We start from the raw sequence: 16941 nt of genomic DNA on the forward strand, positions 1-16941 counted from the left end.
AACACAAATTATCTCAAAATCTCTTTGGCTCTTAAGATGTCTTGTTGGATCTGATTTTTAAGCTCTTTTAAAGAAGAAAAACGCATGTTGTCTCGTATTTTTTGAACCCAACGCAAAGCGATTTCTTTGGGCGGGTTTTCTATGATGGCATCAAGCACATGGCATTCTATGGCGAAATGTTGATCCGTACTCAAGCGATCGCCTATAAAACTCACGCTTTTTTGATAAATTGGATCTTTTATTTTCACTAAACTCGCATACACCCCAAAACTAGGGAGGATAAAATCTTTAGTTTTGATATTTAAAGTGGGCGCTAATTCTTTATGTCCTAAGCCTTGATCGCTAATGACTTCCCCACACACTTCATAAGGCCTGCCTAAGAGCTTGTTAGCTAAAAGCAAGTCGCCATGACTTAGGGCTAATTTGATGGTTTTAGAATGCACGCTAATCTCTTTTATTTTCACTTCAGACACAATAATGGTTTTTTCAAAACGCTCTTTTAAAAATAAAGCGTCATTTTGCCTCCCATGCCCAAACCTGAAATCATAGCCCACCACTAGGCGTTCTAAATGGGGGAATTTCTTTTTTAAAAGCTCTAAAAAATCTAGGGCGTTTAATTGTGAGATCTCTTCTAAATACACAAAAAATAAAGGCATGCCCACGAGTTTAGCGCGGTATTTTAGGGGGGTTAAATAGCCTTTAGTGTAATGTTTTTTTTCTATGATTAAAAGGGCTTTGGGGTCTTTTAATTCTTTAAAAAGGGCTTGATGCCCTAGATGCAAGCCATCAAATTTACCGATAGCTAAGCTTTTAACCTCAGACTCGCTTGAAATGGATAAAAAATTCAACATTCCCGTTTTTCCCTTTCACTAAGCTTTCTTGGATCTTTAAGATTTGAAAATCCTTTGTTTTTAAATGGTTTTTAAAGTTTTCTAAAGCGTTTAAAATGGCTTCTTTATCCACCACCACCCCCTTTTTATTGCGTTTTATTTTTCTACCCACTTCAAATTGCGGTTTGAAAAGCGCTAAAAATTCACCGCTTAAAGGCACAATCGCTTCCAAAATACAATATAAAGAAATAAAGCTCACATCACAAAGCACTAAATCAATTGTTTCTGGCGTTTTAAACCCTCTAATATCGCATTCTTCATAACATTCTATGCGTTTGTCTTGTTTCAAACCCTCATCTAATTGCATTTTCCCCACATCCACGCAAAGCACCTTTTTAGCCCCTTTTAAAAGAGCCACTTGACTAAAGCCCCCCTTGCTCGCTCCCACATCTAAAACCACCTTTCCCTTAAAATCCACGAAATGGGTTTCTAAAAAAGCCCCTAATTTTTCCCCAGCCCTGCTAACGAATAGATTTGGAGCGATGAGTTCAATTTGATCACCCTCTTTAACGATAAAAGAGGGTTTAGAGATCACTATTTTATTGACTAAAACCCGATTTTTTAAAACCAACGCTTTAGCTTTTTCTCTGCTGCTCACTAAATGCTGACTGAATAAAGCGTAATCTAAGCGCATTAAAATTGAGGTAGGGGGACTTGATAAGCGAAATTAAAAACAATCTTGCCTAAACTATAGGCATCAAGCTCTAGTTTGGCTTCTTGCACCGCTAAATAATCCAATTTGTCAAAAGCGAGTAAAAAGGCTCTGCTCCAGCGATTCGTGGTTTCTAAAATGCCATCAAATTCATCTTTTGTGATTTCTCGCACCCATAAAGGCTCTTTTCCTATAGGTTTTGTGCCAAAAAGTTCATAAGAAATATAGCCATCATCAATCCAATCGTTATTTTGCGTGAAAATCTCCACTAAGAAATACTCATGGTCATAGTAAGCACCGCTATCCACATCGTTTAAATGCGTAGCGATAGCCGTGATGATAGGCACATTATCTTGGGTGATTTCGCCTTTCCTGCTAGCTTGGATCTTTTTTTCTAAAACTAAGTCTAGCGTGTAAGTGTCTTCATTAAAATTGCTCACACACCCCAAACAAAAGAATAAAAACACCAGAAGTATTGAGAGATTTTTCAAGCCCATTCCTTGCTAAAACCCCTACCATTTTTAGCTAAAATAAAACCGATATTATAACTAAAAGGGGGTTTTATGCCAAAAAAATGCCGACACTTGCTCCAAACCAGCGATTTAAGCTTGGATGAAATCAAGCTTTTATTAAACAAAGCGAGCGTTTATGCGAACGATTTTAACGCCGTGTCTTTAGAGACAAGAGAAAAAATGCAAGATAAAATCATCGTGGCTTTATTTTTTGAAAATTCCACCAGAACGGTGTCTAGCTTTGAAATCGCAAGCTTGAGATTAGGGGCAAAAATAGTGAAATTAAACATGCAAACGAGCTCCACTTCAAAGGGTGAAACTCTGATAGACACTTTTAAAAATATCCATGCCATGCGGCCTGACGCTATCATCACACGGCATGCTTTTTCAAGCGCGCCTTTTAAATTGGCTGAATTTTCACAATGCCCCTTGATTAACGCAGGAAGCGGCACAAGCGCTCACCCTACCCAAGCCTTATTAGACTTGCTCACCCTTTATCGGCATTTTGGCAGTTTAGAAAATCTAAAAGGGAAGAAAATCGCTTTCATAGGCGATGTGAAAAATTCCAGAGTGGCTAATAGCAACATTAAATTACTCCAAAGGCTAGGGCTTGAGATCATGCTGTGCGCTCCAAGCTCCATGCTCCCTAGCACTCCTTTAAAAACGACGCACAACGTTGAAGAAGCGATAGGATTTGCTGACATTTTAATGAGCTTGAGGACCCAAACCGAACGGCACAACGCACCCATTTTTGCGAGCTTGAAAGATTACGGCAACGCTTATTGCATCACCCAAAAACGCCTAGAGGATCACGCTAAAAATAAAGAGGTCATTATTTTACACCCAGGCCCGGTGCATAGGGATATTGATATAGAAAGCGCGGTGTTAGAAGACAAGCGATCTAAAGTCTTAGAGCAAGTCAAAAATGGCGTGGCAATGCGCATGGCGGTGTTGGAGTTTTTGCTATTAGATTGATTATCAAATTTAAAAACACTTTTTGGCATTTTTTAAAAAAATGGGTTTGGTTGTAAAACAGCACAAAAACCCCACTTTGATTAAATTTTGATTTACTCTATCTCATTTTATGATGAAACTAAAAAAATTTCGTTATAATCTAAAACAGTTGAGTTAATTAAAAGTAAATAAATAGCTTGATTATGCTTCTTTGTTTTTTAGATCAGTTAAGAATTGTAGTCTTTAAGATGTATTGGATATTAAAAGGGAAAAAATGAGAAATAGCGCGCCTTTAAAGAATCAAGTTTTTTGTGGGTTATACGTTTTGAGTTTGAGCGCTTCTTTGCAAGCGTTTGATTATAAAATTGAAGTTTTGGCGGAGTCCTTTTCTAAAGTTGGCTTTAATAAAAAAAAGATTGATATAGCTAGGGGGATTTATCCTACAGAGACTTTTGTAACCGCTGTAGGTCAAGGCAATATTTATGCGGATTTTTTATCTAAAGACCTTAAAGATCAAGGGCATGTTTTAGAGGGAAAAGTTGGTGGCACGCTAGGAGGGGTCGCTTATGATGACACCAAATTCAATCAAGGCGGATCGGTTATTTATAACTACATCGGTTATTGGGATGGCTATTTAGGGGGTAAAAGAGCCTTGCTTGATGGCACGAGTATCCATGAGTGCGCGCTTGGATCTGATGGCAAAGTGATTGATTCCATAGCATGCGGGAACGCTAGGGCTAATAAAATCCGCCGTAATTATTTGATGAATAACGCTTTTTTAGAATACCGCTATAAGGATATTTTTACGGCTAAAGGAGGGCGTTATCAATCTAATGCTCCTTATATGAGCGGTTACACGCAAGGCTTTGAAATCAGCGCTAAAGTTAAGGATAAAAATGAAGCAAGCCACAAATTATGGTGGTTTAGCTCATGGGGTAGGGCGTTCGCTTATGGGGAGTGGATTTATGATTTTTACTCTCCAAGAACCGTGGTTAAAAACGGGCGCACTCTAAATTATGGTATCCATTTAGTGAACTACACTTATGAAAGAAAAGGGGTTAGCGTCAGCCCTTTTTTCCAATTTTCGCCTGGGACTTATTACAGCCCTGGGGTGGTTGTAGGCTATGATAGTAACCCTAATTTTGATGGCGTGGGCTTTAGATCAGAAACAAAAGCCTATATTTTGCTCCCTGTTCATGACCCCTTAAAAAGGGATACTTATCGTTACGCTATAAAAGCAGGCACTGCCGGGCAAAGCTTGCTCATTAGACAACGATTTGATTACAATGAATTCAATTTTGGAGGAGCGTTTTATAAAGTATGGAAAAACGCAAACGCTTACATCGGCACGACAGGAAACCCTTTAGGCATTGATTTTTGGACCAATAGCGTTTATGATATAGGGCAAGCGATAAGCCATGTGGTAACCGCTGATGCCATCTCTGGCTGGGTTTTTGGTGGGGGCGTGCATAAAAAGTGGCTGTGGGGGACTTTATGGCGTTGGACTAGCGGCACTTTAGCCAATGAAGCGAGCGCGGCTGTTAATGTGGGCTATAAGATCAGTAAGAGTTTGACAGCGAGCGTGAAATTAGAGTATTTTGGCGTGATGACGCATGCAGGCTTTACGGTAGGGAGTTATAAGCCCACACCCGGCTCTAAAGCGCTTTATTCAGACAGGAGCCATTTGATGACAACTCTTAGCGCTAAATTTTAATCAAGCGCTTTAAGCTGTTTATTAAAGCGTTAAAAATCCCTTAATAAAAACACTATAATACGAGTTTCATCAAATCCATAAGGTTAAACATTTGAAATTCTTTTTCAGGCGTTATTCTAAATATCTTAAAGAGCATTATAAAAGTTTTATAGTGGTTTTATTTTCTTCTTTAGTGGTGGCTTTAAGCACGGCTTGGGGGACTTATTTGGTCAAGCCCACCTTAGATGAAATTTTTATCAATAAAGACACTCAAATGCTTAAAATCCTACCTTTTTTGGTGATTTTGGCGTATTTAGGCAAGAGTGGGGGCATGTATTTAGGCACTTATTTCACTAACTTTATCGGGCTTGATATTGTCAAAAAAATACGCAACACCATGCTAGAAAGCCTTCTCAAAATGGAAATGGATTTTTTTAACAGGACGAAAAAGGGCGAATTGATCGCAAGGATCACCAATGATATAGGTTTGATCAGAGCGAGTTTGTCCAATTACCTTTCAGAGAGCATAAGAGAGGGGTTAACGGTTGTTGGGTTAGTGGGGGTGGTGGTTTATCAAAGCCCTAAATTAGCGTTAGTGGGGCTAGTGATCATGCCCCTAGCCGCCATTCCTATCAGTAAAATCATTCGTAAGGTTAAAAAACTCGCTAAATCCCATCAAGAGAGTAACGCCAAAATCACCGCTCGTTTGAGTGAAGTCTTTAACAATGTGGAAGCGATTAAAATCTCTAATGGCGAAAAATTAGAGCATAAGGCTTTTGTGAAAGAAAATGAAGCATTTTTTAAAATCGGTATCAAAAACATCGCCGTGGCTGAAATTTCTTCGCCTTTAATGGAGTTTTTAGGCTCTATCGCTATAGCGTTAGTGATTTATTTAGGGGGGAATGAAGTGATTAGAGGTCATATTAGCGTGGGGGCGTTTTTTTCTTTCATCACGGCCCTTTTTATGCTCTATACGCCGATCAAACGCTTAACTAGGATCGTTTCTAATTTTCAAGAAGCCTTAGTCGCTAGCGACAGGATCCATGAGATTTTAGAAAGAGAGCCGGCTATTGTTGATGGGGAATTAACGCTAAATAACGCTATACACACCATTGAATTTAAAAAGGTATGGTTGGCTTATGCACTAGATAATCAAGAGCGCTATGTTTTAAGCGATATTAGTTTGAAATTCCAACAAAATGAAATCATCGCTTTAAAAGGCGAAAGCGGGAGCGGTAAAAGCTCGTTAGTGAATTTAATTTTACGCCTTTATGAGCCAAGCAAGGGCGAAATTTTCATCAATGATCAAAAAATAGAAAGCATCACTCAAAAATCCTTGAGGGAAAAGATTAGCGTTGTCACTCAAAGGGTGTTTATTTTTAACGGGAGCGTGGCTGAAAATGTGGCGTATGGCTTAGAAATTGATGAAATAAAAATCAAAGAATGCCTAAAAAAAGCCCAAGCCTTAGATTTTGTAGAAAAAATGCCTCATGGGATAGAGAGCGTTTTAGATGAATTTGGCACTAACCTTAGCGGTGGCCAACGCCAAAGAATCGCCATTGCAAGAGCCTTATATAAAGACGCTCAAGTTTTAATCTTTGATGAAGCCACTTCGGCTTTAGACAATCACACAGAAGAGAGCGTTAAACAAAGCATTTTAGAATTGAAACAAAATCGTTTGATCATTCTCATCTCGCACAACCCAAGCACGCTAAAATTAGCCACTAAGCATGTGAAATTAGAGCATGGGCGTTTGATAGAATGCTAAGGGTTTTAAGCGTTGGTGTTGTTTTTATTTTTCTAGGGTGTCAGTTTTTCAATAAAACGACACTCCATTTAAAATATAAAGATTACCCCAAAAATAGCCCTTTAAAAACCGCTTTCACTTTAACCCCCCCTAAAATCTTTTTTAACGCCCGTTTTGTGCCGCCCTTTTACCAAAAAGAATTTAAAAAAGCAATCATCCAACAAATCGCTTATTTTTTAAAAGATAAAAGCGCTTTTACCATCAATGTTTCAGGCAATGTTTTTTTTTCTTTTGAAGAGAGTCCTAAAGATTTAAAAGCCATTAAAGAAAGGCTTAAAAAGACGATTGAGCCTAACGCTGACCCAAAATCCGTCATGCGTTTTTTAAACCTTCAAGCGAGCTTGATTTTAGAATGCACCCCGCAAACAACTTGCCCGTTTGACACCCTTTTAATCCCCACCTCTTTTAGCGTGCCTGTTTATTACGCTAATCGTTTGGGCGATAACCCCTCTCTTTTTTCTCAAGAGGATAAAACCTATCATAACGCTTTAATCAAAGCCCTTAATAAGGCTTACTATTCTCTTATGGAGGGTTTAGAAAAGCGTTTGAACGCTATAGAAAATGCAGAGTGGCTTTAGGGCATGAAAAAGATTGCATTTTTTATTTTTGTTGTTTTGTTTTCGGTAGGGATCTATTTAGCATGGAATGTTTTATTGGAAAAAGCCCTAGAATTGAAATTAGTAACCTCGGCTAACGATTTGCTTTTAAAATTGTTCGCGCTTCTTGGCGTTTTTTCCATGTTAGTGCTTTTTCAAGGCGTTATCTCTTCGTATAAGAAGCGCCAACTCAAACGCATTTTGCAAAAAATAGACGCCATGAACGGCTTTGAATTTGAAGAATATTCCAAAGTCTTTTTCACTTCAAAGGGTTTTGAAGTTACAATCACTCAAAAAAGCGGCGATTATGGAGCGGATTTGATTGTAGAAAAAGATGGCGTCAAATGGGCGGTTCAAGCCAAACGCTACTCGCATAAAGTTTCGCCCAAAGCTATTCAAGAGGTGGTCTCTTCTAAAGCTTATTACGCTTGCGAAAAAGCTTGCGTGATCACCAACAGCTATTTCACGCAAGCCGCTCAAAAATTGGCTCAAGCTAACGAAGTGCTTTTGATTGATAGAGACGAATGGGTCAAATTTTTGGGTGGGAAAAACTAATCCAAATAGGATAATTTATATAATGCTTTTATTTTTATGATTTCTTATTTATTTCTTATTAATTTTTTCGTAATCGCATGCGTTATAATATGAAAATTTAGCATCAATTTTTGTTTGGATAAAGGGGTTCAATGATTCAGTCTGTTCGCATTAAAAACTTTAAGAATTTTAAGGAAACTCAAATTGATGGTTTTACCAAACTCAACATTATTACTGGTGGGAACAATGTGGGTAAATCCAATTTGTTAGAAGCGTTGTATTGTTTAGTGGGAAAATCCATGCACCCATGCGCTAATCTAACAGAAATTTATGACAATATACGCAAAGAGCCTTTAAAAACAGAATCAAAGAACTTGATGTTTTATGGTTTGGACACTAAGGAAGAAATACAAATTGTTATAACTTTAGACAACAATCAGACCTTGGATTTGCAAATAAAATTCATAGCCAGTGAAGACCAAAAGGTAATAGAGTCGCAAATAATACCCACAGCAGAACAAACTCAAATGCCCTCTCAGCTCAATTTCACTCTTAAAAAAATAATGAAGAAATCTATAACGATCACTTAAATATTGCTGAAATTCCTAATCAGTTAGGCTACAAGAGGCAATTTAAGAATTTTGATCCTAATCAATTGCAAAAACTTTTACCCTTTGAAAGCACTGTCATAATACCTAGCGATGCTGCTTACAGGCAAGCTCATATGATTCAAGCGGTGAGTAAAATTTGCAGTAACAACCAATTAGAAGAAGAATTAAATAAACATCTTAATCAATTTGATAACAATATCCAATCTATTAGCTTTAACACCAACAACCAACTCAAATTAAAAGTGAAAAATATCAAAGAAAAAGTCCCATTATCTGTATTTGGTGATGGTTTGAAGAAATATTTGCATATTGTAAGCGCTTTTATGGCTGATAACGCAAAAACGATTTATATTGATGAAGTGGAGAATGGCTTACACTTTTCTCGCATGAAATTATTATTAAGGTGTGTTATTGATTTTATCAACGACAACAAAGATGGTAATTTGCAAGTGTTTATGACTACCCACAACCAAGAATTTATAGAAATTTTAGATCAAGTTATCAGAGAAAAGGATTTTGTGCATCAAACTAAGTTGTTTTGCTTAGAACAATACGATGATTTAATCGTTGCAGAGCCTTATTATGGAGAAAATTTATCTCTTTATTTCAAGAATGCAATTTTTAAACTAAATCTAATCTACAAGATAATTACTCTGTTATTGTACCAAAAATCTACAAAACTAATCTTAAAGAATGTTTTATTTTCCATTAAAGCTCACATTCTTTTTTCTATTTTTCCTTTATCCTTTCTTTTTTTTGAAAGCACTAATAACTACATGATCTAATATTACTCATCAAAAAAACAAAAACTTCTTTCCCTTTATTACAATATAATTATGCGGAAAATTTTTTCCGCTTTCTGTTTAATCATCGTATTCATGGGAGCTCAAAAGCTTAAAATAATCTTAAATTTTTAGGCTATTTAATTCGTTATTGTTGCGAAAAAAGTCTCATTCTTAATCTTACAAGATAATTTTTATTGATTAAAAATAATTAAGGGAGAAAGATGTTGTAAAATGAGTAGGGTTAGTAGGGAATTGTTTGATAATATTAAGTCATTTTTGCACTATAATCTTAAAACAATGATACGCATTCAAAGCGTGAATGATTTGGAATTGATCTTAAAATGGCAAGATAGAGTTTTAGAGTGCCAAAGTCTTATCGCATTGAAAGAGCTCAATCACAAGCTTTATAATCAAGGCGTTAGGCATACGATTATGATGCAAGGCTTGTTTTTGTTCTTTGAATATTTTGATAATAAGATTAAGCTCAAATCCTTGCGCAATCTAGCAGAAGAACAGGTTATAGACTTCTTATTTGGATTAGCCAAAAACAGGAAACCAAGCTCTATGGCTAAATATGTGATGGTTTTAAGACAATTCTTTGATTATTTAGACAGAAAAAGAAACTATAGCTTTGATTTTGAACTTAAAAATCTATCGTTTGCCAAGAAAGAAATGCATTTGCCTAAACATTTGAATAAAAATGATTTTAAGGCTTTTGTCCAAGCTCTTCTAAAATACCATCCCAAAACCAGTTTTGAAAAACGCAATCAGTGTATTTTACTGCTTATTACATTAGGGGGGTTAAGGAAGTTTGAAGCCTTAGATTTGGAGCTAAAAAACATTGCTTTAGAAAATAACCACTACCGCCTTTTAATCAAAGGCAAAAACAACAAAGAGAGATACGCTTATATTGAAAAAGAGTTTTTGCAAGTTCCTTTGAATGCGTGGCTAATCGATACTAAACGATTAAAGAGTTTTAAGGGGCGTTTTGTGTTTAAGAAAGCAAAAAACAACACCACACAAAAAACTTGCTCTTTAAAGGGCTTTATCGCTAAAATTTTTAAGCTCTCTAATGTTGATGTAAAATCTTATGGATTAGGTTTGCATCTTTTTAGGCATAGTTTTGCCACTTTTATTTATGATGAAACACAGGATTTGGTTTTAACTTCAAGAGCGTTAGGGCATAGTTCTTTGCTTTCTACTAAAATCTATATCCATACCACTCAAGAACACAATAAAAGAGTGGCTCTTGTGTTAGGGGGGTTATTAAGAAATGAAAAAAGCGAGTAGGTTTTTAAGAAATTTGATTTATTTTGATTTTTGAGTTATAATGCATTTACATTCAATGGGCTAACCGAAGCCCACCTTTTTTTACAAACTACTCAAATTTTCCAAGTCTTTATTCCCAATGCTTTTAATTAAATCATCTAAAAACAAGACGATTTTACTTGGTTCTACACTTATATTCATAGACATTTTTGCCCTATCATTGTCTTTTAACCCAGTGAAATAAGTCGTAATGCGTGGGCGGTTGTTTGGTTTGGTTTTGAGTAAGTTTTCCCAATGATACGCACGATTTCTAATTGTCCATAGTAAGTTTAAAGCAATATGAACCTTTGAGGCACTAGATAATGGATTTTTTTTATTGTTGATAAATAATGCATTTTTATTATTGGGGTAATAGGATTTGAAATTGATGTGCTTTAAATCTAATATTACCCCCTCTAATTTATAACAAAAAATAAGCTTAATCACCGCCCCTAAAGGCATTTTAGATAAAATCAAAGAATGCGTGATTTCTTTCTTTTTTTCTTTTTGCTCGTTAATTAAATTTGTTAAAGAATCTTCACTAAATACCCAATCACTCCCTTTGATTTGGGTTAAACAATAATCTAAAGCGTTGCGTAAATAAATTTCTAAGCTAGAGATTTTAGGCGTGATGAAAGAAATAAGTTTTAAATTTTCTTTGTATTGCTCTAGGCTGTCATAAGTATCTAATCTTTCTCTAGATAAAATGAGTGCAATATCATTTTTGAAATGTTGTAAATCTAACATGATTCCTCTTAAGGTTTTTTGAAAAATTATCACTAAAAATAATTTTCAAAAATTGCCCTAAAATGACCTTTATCATTTACTAGCTCTGTGAGACTTGGGAAGTTCAATCGTTTCCACACCCACTCTAACACCAGGATGTCCTGGCATGTCTCTCATGTTAGCCGTGGTGCTGTTTATTGTAGATTTTGCGTCTTTATAAGCTTCTAGCGTTCTGCCAAACGCTGAACGACCCACACTCTTAAGACTTCCAGCTACGGCTCCAGCTCCAGCACTAGCCATTTGCACCCCCTGATATACAAAGCTTTTAGCATCCGTTAGACCACCTTGTGTGCCAAAGATAGCGTTAATCATTTCGGGGACTTTTTGAATGAATGTCAGTGAAATTCCTATTACTACAATAATGCCAAATTTAGCCACTATTTCATTGCTCCCTCCCACTTTGATTGCGTATTGTAATGCAAAAGAGTTGAATAACACTAATAGCAATAATAGAGGCATATAAAAAGTCAATGAGATAATCTTTTTCACATAAGACACTAAAAAACCTCTAGTCTGCTGAAAAAAACCTAGCGGTAACATAAAAATAACTAAAGACAAGTAAATAATTTTTTCTAAATAAGTCATAAAAACATAACAGAAAACTTTGAATAACAAAAACAATTCTAATCCTAAAATAGTTAATAACAAAACAGCTGCAATAAGAGTTTTTGGTGATAGCCCATTATTAATTGTGAAGTCTTCATATAGCTTATTCAAACTAATTAAAATTTGTCTGACATGGAATAAAATGTTAGCGTTAGTGATGCTGTGGCGTGCGTCTATCTTCTTATATTCTCCTGCACTATTTGTTTGATATTCCTTAACCACATTAGAAATCCCAGCATTTAGCAAGTTAGCAGGCGTGTCAAAAATTTCTGTTACATGATTTTGAAAGGCAAAACTAGAGCGACCATTACCGCTACTAGAACCATCAGATTTAAAAGCGTAATGATATAAAGAAAGGTATCCAACAAATACAAAAAGCATTAAAAAGGTTTTGATTTCAAATAAATCATTGTTTTGATAGCGTTTAAAGGAATACAAAAGGATCAAAAGCACCCCTAAGACCATACCAAAAGGTTGGACAACATTGGCTAAAGGCTCGCCAATTCCCTTCAAGATCTTGTTAGAAAACGAAATAAAAAACCCAAGAATCTCGCTGTAAAGCCCATCTGCTTGCACAACTAAAGAATCTTGCTTATTGTAAAGTAAGTAAGCACCCGTTCCTATGATAGCTAAAGCGCCAAGCACTAAAGGATTAGAAAGAAACGGCAAGGCAAGTAGTGGGGGGGCCATGTTATTTAATCTCCAACATTCTTCTATTTCTTTCACCAGCAGCTATTCTCATAGCAGCCGAGCAATCCACTTTATCACCTCCTTTTTCAAAGCATTCGCTATCCTTTTTCAAAGCTTCTTCTATATGGTTTTTATAATATTCTTCCCTTTCTTTCACTTGTGATAGATAATGATCATGTTGCAAATCTTCTATTTTGTATTTTATAACATCCCAAAAAACCACCACTAAAAGCCCAAAAATCCCTAACAAAATCCATGAATTTAATCTGCTTTTAAACATACAAAATCCTTTTTAAAATATTTGACTAATTTTAACACAATAACCCTTATTTCAATACGGATTAAACGACTGAATATTATCAGAGCTTGGAGCTTCATTATTACTATTTGAATTCACGCCACTTGCCTTTCCTACACTACCATTAGGGAAACCATAAGCGTCCAATTTAGCCCTATAGACTTTTTCTATTTCTTGTTGTTTTTGTTTAAGATTTTCTTGATGCTCTTTGTTATCTTTTAGAGCGTCAGTAGGAATAATATCTTCAAAATAGCCCATTTGTTGCTTGAATGCATAGCTTTGCATTTGCACCATCAAACCTAGTGTCTTATTCATGAAGCTTAAATTTTGAGCGATTTCTAAAGCAGTTTCTACGCTTAATTGCTGGAATCGGTGTTTGTAGTCATTGAACACTTTAGCGGCTGCTTCACCTTTTTTACCAGCAATATCCCTACTATAATCTAAATTAAGCTCATCAAATTGCATTTTTAAGCGATTAACATTGAGCATATTAGGGATGCACTCGCTTTTGCCATTTCTGTTTTCTTTTTTGCAATAACCTTTTTTAACATTCTCATCGTTAAACCCAAAAGTTTTAACACCCAACTCATTATCCATTTGACTAAACGCTCTATCTTGGGAAGCTACAGCAAGCTGTTTGACTTTAGCATACACATTTGAAGCGATTTGTCTTTTTAATTCTTCTTTTTCAGCTCTAAGTTTTTCATAAGCCGTATAGTCGTTATTGAGTAGAACTAAAGTCATTTGGCTGTCTAATAATTGGATTTTTTTAGCCGCTTCTAAATTGCCTTTTTGAATGCAAATGTATTCTAATAAGGCTCTGCCTTTAAGTCCGGCTCCTAAATCGGTCGCCGTGCCAATTTGAGTGTTGCCTATGGCGTTAGCAAAATCCTTTAGAGCCTTTGTGTCAGCACTTTCTTTCCCCTTGCTCGTGAAAAATTGGTGTAAGTTTTTCTCTGTAGGGCTTGCGTCCTGACTGACATCCCAATTGAGTTCAGGGCATTTTTCAGAGATTCGTTTGGCTGCAATTTGATTGCGTATATCATAGTTTTGTGCATTTTCTTTGATCCTTTCAGCATTGGCTTGAACTTGTTTGGCAAAACTTTGGATTTTTTCCACATACTGCATGGGATTGGGGACGCTTAAAATACTGCCTGTTAGAAATTGATTGGTTTTGTTCAAAACATCATTCACTTTGTTGATAGAATTAAGCGTCTGATTAGACCTATCTAATGTGTCTTGAGCGAGCTTGATCCTTTCAGTGATAGTGGCTAAATGTTTAGCCCACTTGCTTTCATCCCATGCTCTTTTAGCACCATTCCAAGCGTTCTGCGTAGGATTATCCACAATCATAGCCATAGCGTTTAAGTGGTTTAAGGCAATTACTAGTAACAGAATAAGGGATTTTTTTAAAAAAGTCTTTAACGCTTTCATGCCCTATCCTTGAAAAGGCCTGTAAATCAGTCTTTGAGCGCAAGAGATTTTATTGTCATGCCAATGATACCAATTCTTACCAATTTTTGTGCTTTCACTCCAAATGTTATATTGAGAGCAAAAGCCTTCACTTTGATTGAGGTAGTAATTAGTCCAATCAATATAGCCTTGCGATTGTTTAAGATCATTATCTTTGTAATAGCCTTGATGGATTTCTACATACTTCAAATAATCATTACTCAAATGCAATTCGTTTTTCAAAACGCTTTGAGTCCTGTTGATGGTGGTTTGAGTGGTGATAAGATTATAGGTTGTGGGGGTTTCATTATCTTGGGCTGGGCGTAAATAAGGTTGAGTGGTTTGAGTGGTAGTGGTTTTGTAAGTGGCATTCCAATCGGTGATACTAGGATTAGTATGGAAATATTGCGGTTGGCAACGATTAACTCCATAAGGTTTTTGGCATTGTTCCCTCTCACCATAATTTTTCCTTTCTATCCTAAAATAATGGCTTGTAGTAATATCGCTTAAGACTTTGGAGCTAGACACGCCCATCACATAAGGGCTAACAACCGCACCGCTTTTAATCCCTGCTTCAAAATTACAGGGCGTAACTTCTACCCATTCGCCATTAAGCTTGTTATAGCTTTTTAGCATTGTAGGTCTTTTGGCTTCTAATTTAGCGTCATTGTATTCCCATTGACCGCATGCAAATTCTTGATATTGTGAGCTTAATTGGGTGGCAATCCCACGATTTAAAATCTCTTGCTTGTTAGGGTTACTGGGATCATTGTAATACTGATCTATTATGGGCGTTAAGGTTTGGGTTTTATCATTTTTTTCATACCTAACAATCCTGTCTTGAACCCTTGCATAATCGCTGCAAGGCACAGCGACATGGATTAAATTATCCATCCCACGAAACACGATTTCAGTTTGAAAGGTTTGAGTTTTCCCCATACCATAACCTTTATCGCTCGTGGTTTGTAAGGCGCATTTGCTGTCATCTTTGTAAAGTTGCATGGCGTATTGAGCGCCTTGTAAATCCACACAACCACCGATATTTTGCATTTTATTTTCCCTATCTACATAGTAGTATTGCGTTTGCTTGATGGCTTTACCGGCTTCAAAATCGTATCTATAAGCGCATTTAGTGTCATCTCTTAAAGCGTTCATAGAAATACAAGAGCCATCTTTAGCGATAACATCTAGTTTCATCGTGTTGTTGGGGCTTAATTCAGGCGCTTTACAATACTGGCTGGAGTAATTGTTTTCTTGCGAGTTAGGATTAGTAGCATTATTAGAACTACTGCCATTAGTTGGGCTGTTAGTAGGATTATTGGAATTGTTTGTGTCTCCATTACCAAAAGGAATAGGGAAAAGCCCCCCATTCCCTAACCCCCCACCACTTGAGCTGCCATTATTAAAATTGTCATACCCTCCTGTGTTATTGTTAGTAGAGCCATGATTAGTGAAATTATTCTCATAACCCCCTACAGAGCCGCCGCTTGAAGAGTTAGATCCATTCACCCCATCCACCCCTAACACGCCATCTGTATCAATACCACTGCCTACTGCATTATTATTTGAATTATTTCCATTTGCACCATTACTCCCACTGCTCCCATTTATCCCATCGTTGCCATTTATCCCATAGCCATTACTCCCATTTGCGCCATCTTTACCATTGATAGCGTTATTGCTAGGGCGATTGTTATCGTAAGCGGAACTATCAGAGCCATTACTAAAAGGCGTGTTAGCATACATAGGGTCATTGGTAGCGTTAGTTTGAGCGATGTTTTCTAGCTTTTGGTATTCTTCTTTGCTAATACCTAAAATCTTAGCCACTTCTTCAGCATTCTCACCTTTTAAAACAAGGATAGTGGATTTTTTAATCTTGGCGTTAGGAGGTATTTTTAAACTGGTTTTAGCGCTGCTAGTCAAAGGAAACGATTGATTGTCTCTTAAAAGACTGGTGATTTCTATATCTATGCTGTTAGTTGCATTGTTTCTAAAATAAAACCATGAGCTTCTACTTTAAACACCCTCTTGCCTAACACCACTCTGCTTTCTATCGCCCCATTAGGCAAATTAGCGTCAATTTCTTTAGTGGTGATAATGCTTAAAGCATAGGCTGGACTAAGCAAACCTAATAAAAACGCTCCTAGAATAAAGCAGAAAAATAAAAAATGGTTATATGGATAAGTTTTCATTTGTTTTTGCTCCTTTATTTCAATTCCACTAAAAACTTTAAACGCTTGATTAACTTGCATCATCAAGCGTAAATCACGCCATTTGACATTATTTAAAAAAGCTTTTGTTGGGGGATTTTTGTGTTGATTTTTCATTAGCGCTCCATTCCAACATCTTTGGATTTAGTTTTTTTTGAATACAAATAAGCACTATGCTCACTAGCATTACCGGTAGCGACTTTATAGGGAGTTTTGTTGTCGTAAGCTTGTGTACTAAATTTTTTGCCAACATAATTGCCATTAGCGTCCATTTGATTTTCAAACATATCCGCTACAAGCTTGTTGTAATCGGTATTTGAAGTTAGATCCGAATTTGAAAGCAAATGATTTTGTTTAGAATTATTAGATTTAGTGTTAGGCTCTTTTACATTATTTTGTCCTACACTATTTTGAGCGATGCTATTTTCATTAAAATGAGATAATTTAGAATTATTTTGTGTTAATTCTTAACTCATAGAGGCGTTTTCTTTGCCTGCTTCTTTGCTTCCAAACTCCCATGATTTGAAAGTTCTTGCGTCTATTTCATTGTTTTCTAA

At 36.2% G+C, this 16941-nt stretch carries 13 protein-coding genes and 3 pseudogenes; 7 read left to right on the forward strand and 9 right to left on the reverse strand.

Going from position 1 to position 16941, the window contains the following annotated elements; all coding sequences use genetic code 11:
• Positions 1-8 precede the first annotated feature (8 nt).
• Genes EWZ81_RS03920 through EWZ81_RS03930 form a run of 3 tightly spaced genes read right to left on the reverse strand, consistent with a single transcriptional unit; the run spans position 9 to position 2039 of the window.
• Positions 9-851, reverse strand: a complete 843-nt coding sequence (locus EWZ81_RS03920) for a bifunctional riboflavin kinase/FAD synthetase (RefSeq protein ID WP_205250226.1) — start codon at positions 849-851, stop codon at positions 9-11.
• Positions 817-1524 (reverse strand): 23S rRNA (cytidine-2'-O)-methyltransferase TlyA, encoded by a 708-nt coding sequence (gene tlyA / locus EWZ81_RS03925; protein ID WP_165549083.1) that lies wholly within the window; start codon positions 1522-1524, stop codon positions 817-819. The genes EWZ81_RS03920 and tlyA overlap by 35 nt, the downstream gene beginning before the upstream one ends.
• Positions 1524-2039: a hypothetical protein gene (locus tag EWZ81_RS03930; protein ID WP_165549084.1), complete on the reverse strand. Its 516-nt coding sequence runs from the start codon at positions 2037-2039 to the stop codon at positions 1524-1526. Before EWZ81_RS03930 ends, tlyA begins: the two co-directional genes overlap by 1 nt.
• Before the next feature lie 66 nt (positions 2040-2105).
• On the opposite strand from EWZ81_RS03930, the gene pyrB reads away from it, so the two are divergent.
• The 7 genes and pseudogenes from pyrB to EWZ81_RS03965 all read left to right on the forward strand — a co-directional run bounded on the left by pyrB (position 2106) and on the right by EWZ81_RS03965 (position 10324).
• Positions 2106-3029 (forward strand): aspartate carbamoyltransferase, encoded by a 924-nt coding sequence (gene pyrB, locus EWZ81_RS03935; protein ID WP_165549085.1) that lies wholly within the window; start codon positions 2106-2108, stop codon positions 3027-3029.
• A 253-nt stretch (positions 3030-3282) separates the two neighbouring features.
• Entirely contained in the window at positions 3283-4722 is a 1440-nt protein-coding gene (hofB, locus tag EWZ81_RS03940; protein ID WP_165549086.1) for an outer membrane beta-barrel protein HofB, read from the forward strand.
• Positions 4723-4813: 91 nt separating this feature from the next.
• Positions 4814-6469 (forward strand): ABC transporter ATP-binding protein, encoded by a 1656-nt coding sequence (locus EWZ81_RS03945; RefSeq protein ID WP_165549087.1) that lies wholly within the window; start codon positions 4814-4816, stop codon positions 6467-6469.
• Complete coding sequence (locus tag EWZ81_RS03950; protein ID WP_165549088.1) at positions 6463-7086, forward strand: neuraminyllactose-binding hemagglutinin family protein; 624 nt, start codon at positions 6463-6465, stop codon at positions 7084-7086. Before EWZ81_RS03945 ends, EWZ81_RS03950 begins: the two co-directional genes overlap by 7 nt.
• A 3-nt stretch (positions 7087-7089) precedes the next feature.
• A complete protein-coding gene (locus tag EWZ81_RS03955) occupies positions 7090-7659 on the forward strand; it encodes a restriction endonuclease (RefSeq protein WP_165549089.1) in 570 nt (189 codons plus the stop codon).
• A gap of 131 nt (positions 7660-7790) precedes the next feature.
• Positions 7791-8863: pseudogene (locus tag EWZ81_RS03960) on the forward strand (ATP/GTP phosphatase); the annotation flags it as partial.
• A 402-nt stretch (positions 8864-9265) separates the two neighbouring features.
• Positions 9266-10324, forward strand: a complete 1059-nt coding sequence (locus EWZ81_RS03965) for a tyrosine-type recombinase/integrase (protein WP_165549090.1) — start codon at positions 9266-9268, stop codon at positions 10322-10324.
• Between the two features lie 81 nt (positions 10325-10405).
• Here the strand turns inward: EWZ81_RS03965 and EWZ81_RS03970 are convergent, their stop codons facing one another.
• The 6 genes and pseudogenes from EWZ81_RS03970 to EWZ81_RS08455 all read right to left on the reverse strand — a co-directional run.
• Positions 10406-11089 (reverse strand): CAAX protease, encoded by a 684-nt coding sequence (locus EWZ81_RS03970; protein WP_165549091.1) that lies wholly within the window; start codon positions 11087-11089, stop codon positions 10406-10408.
• Positions 11090-11161: 72 nt separating this feature from the next.
• Entirely contained in the window at positions 11162-12424 is a 1263-nt protein-coding gene (locus EWZ81_RS03975) for a type IV secretion system protein (RefSeq protein ID WP_165549096.1), read from the reverse strand.
• Between the two features lies 1 nt (position 12425).
• A complete protein-coding gene (locus EWZ81_RS03980) occupies positions 12426-12704 on the reverse strand; it encodes a hypothetical protein (protein WP_165549092.1) in 279 nt (92 codons plus the stop codon).
• A 51-nt stretch (positions 12705-12755) separates the two neighbouring features.
• Positions 12756-14156 (reverse strand): hypothetical protein, encoded by a 1401-nt coding sequence (locus EWZ81_RS03985; RefSeq protein WP_165549093.1) that lies wholly within the window; start codon positions 14154-14156, stop codon positions 12756-12758.
• A 3-nt stretch (positions 14157-14159) separates the two neighbouring features.
• Positions 14160-16366, reverse strand: a pseudogene (locus EWZ81_RS03990) (competence protein).
• A gap of 134 nt (positions 16367-16500) precedes the next feature.
• Positions 16501-16941 (reverse strand): annotated as a pseudogene (locus tag EWZ81_RS08455) (hypothetical protein); the annotation flags it as partial.

Source organism: Helicobacter pylori, assembly GCF_011140715.1.
GTDB lineage: Bacteria > Campylobacterota > Campylobacteria > Campylobacterales > Helicobacteraceae > Helicobacter > Helicobacter pylori_DA.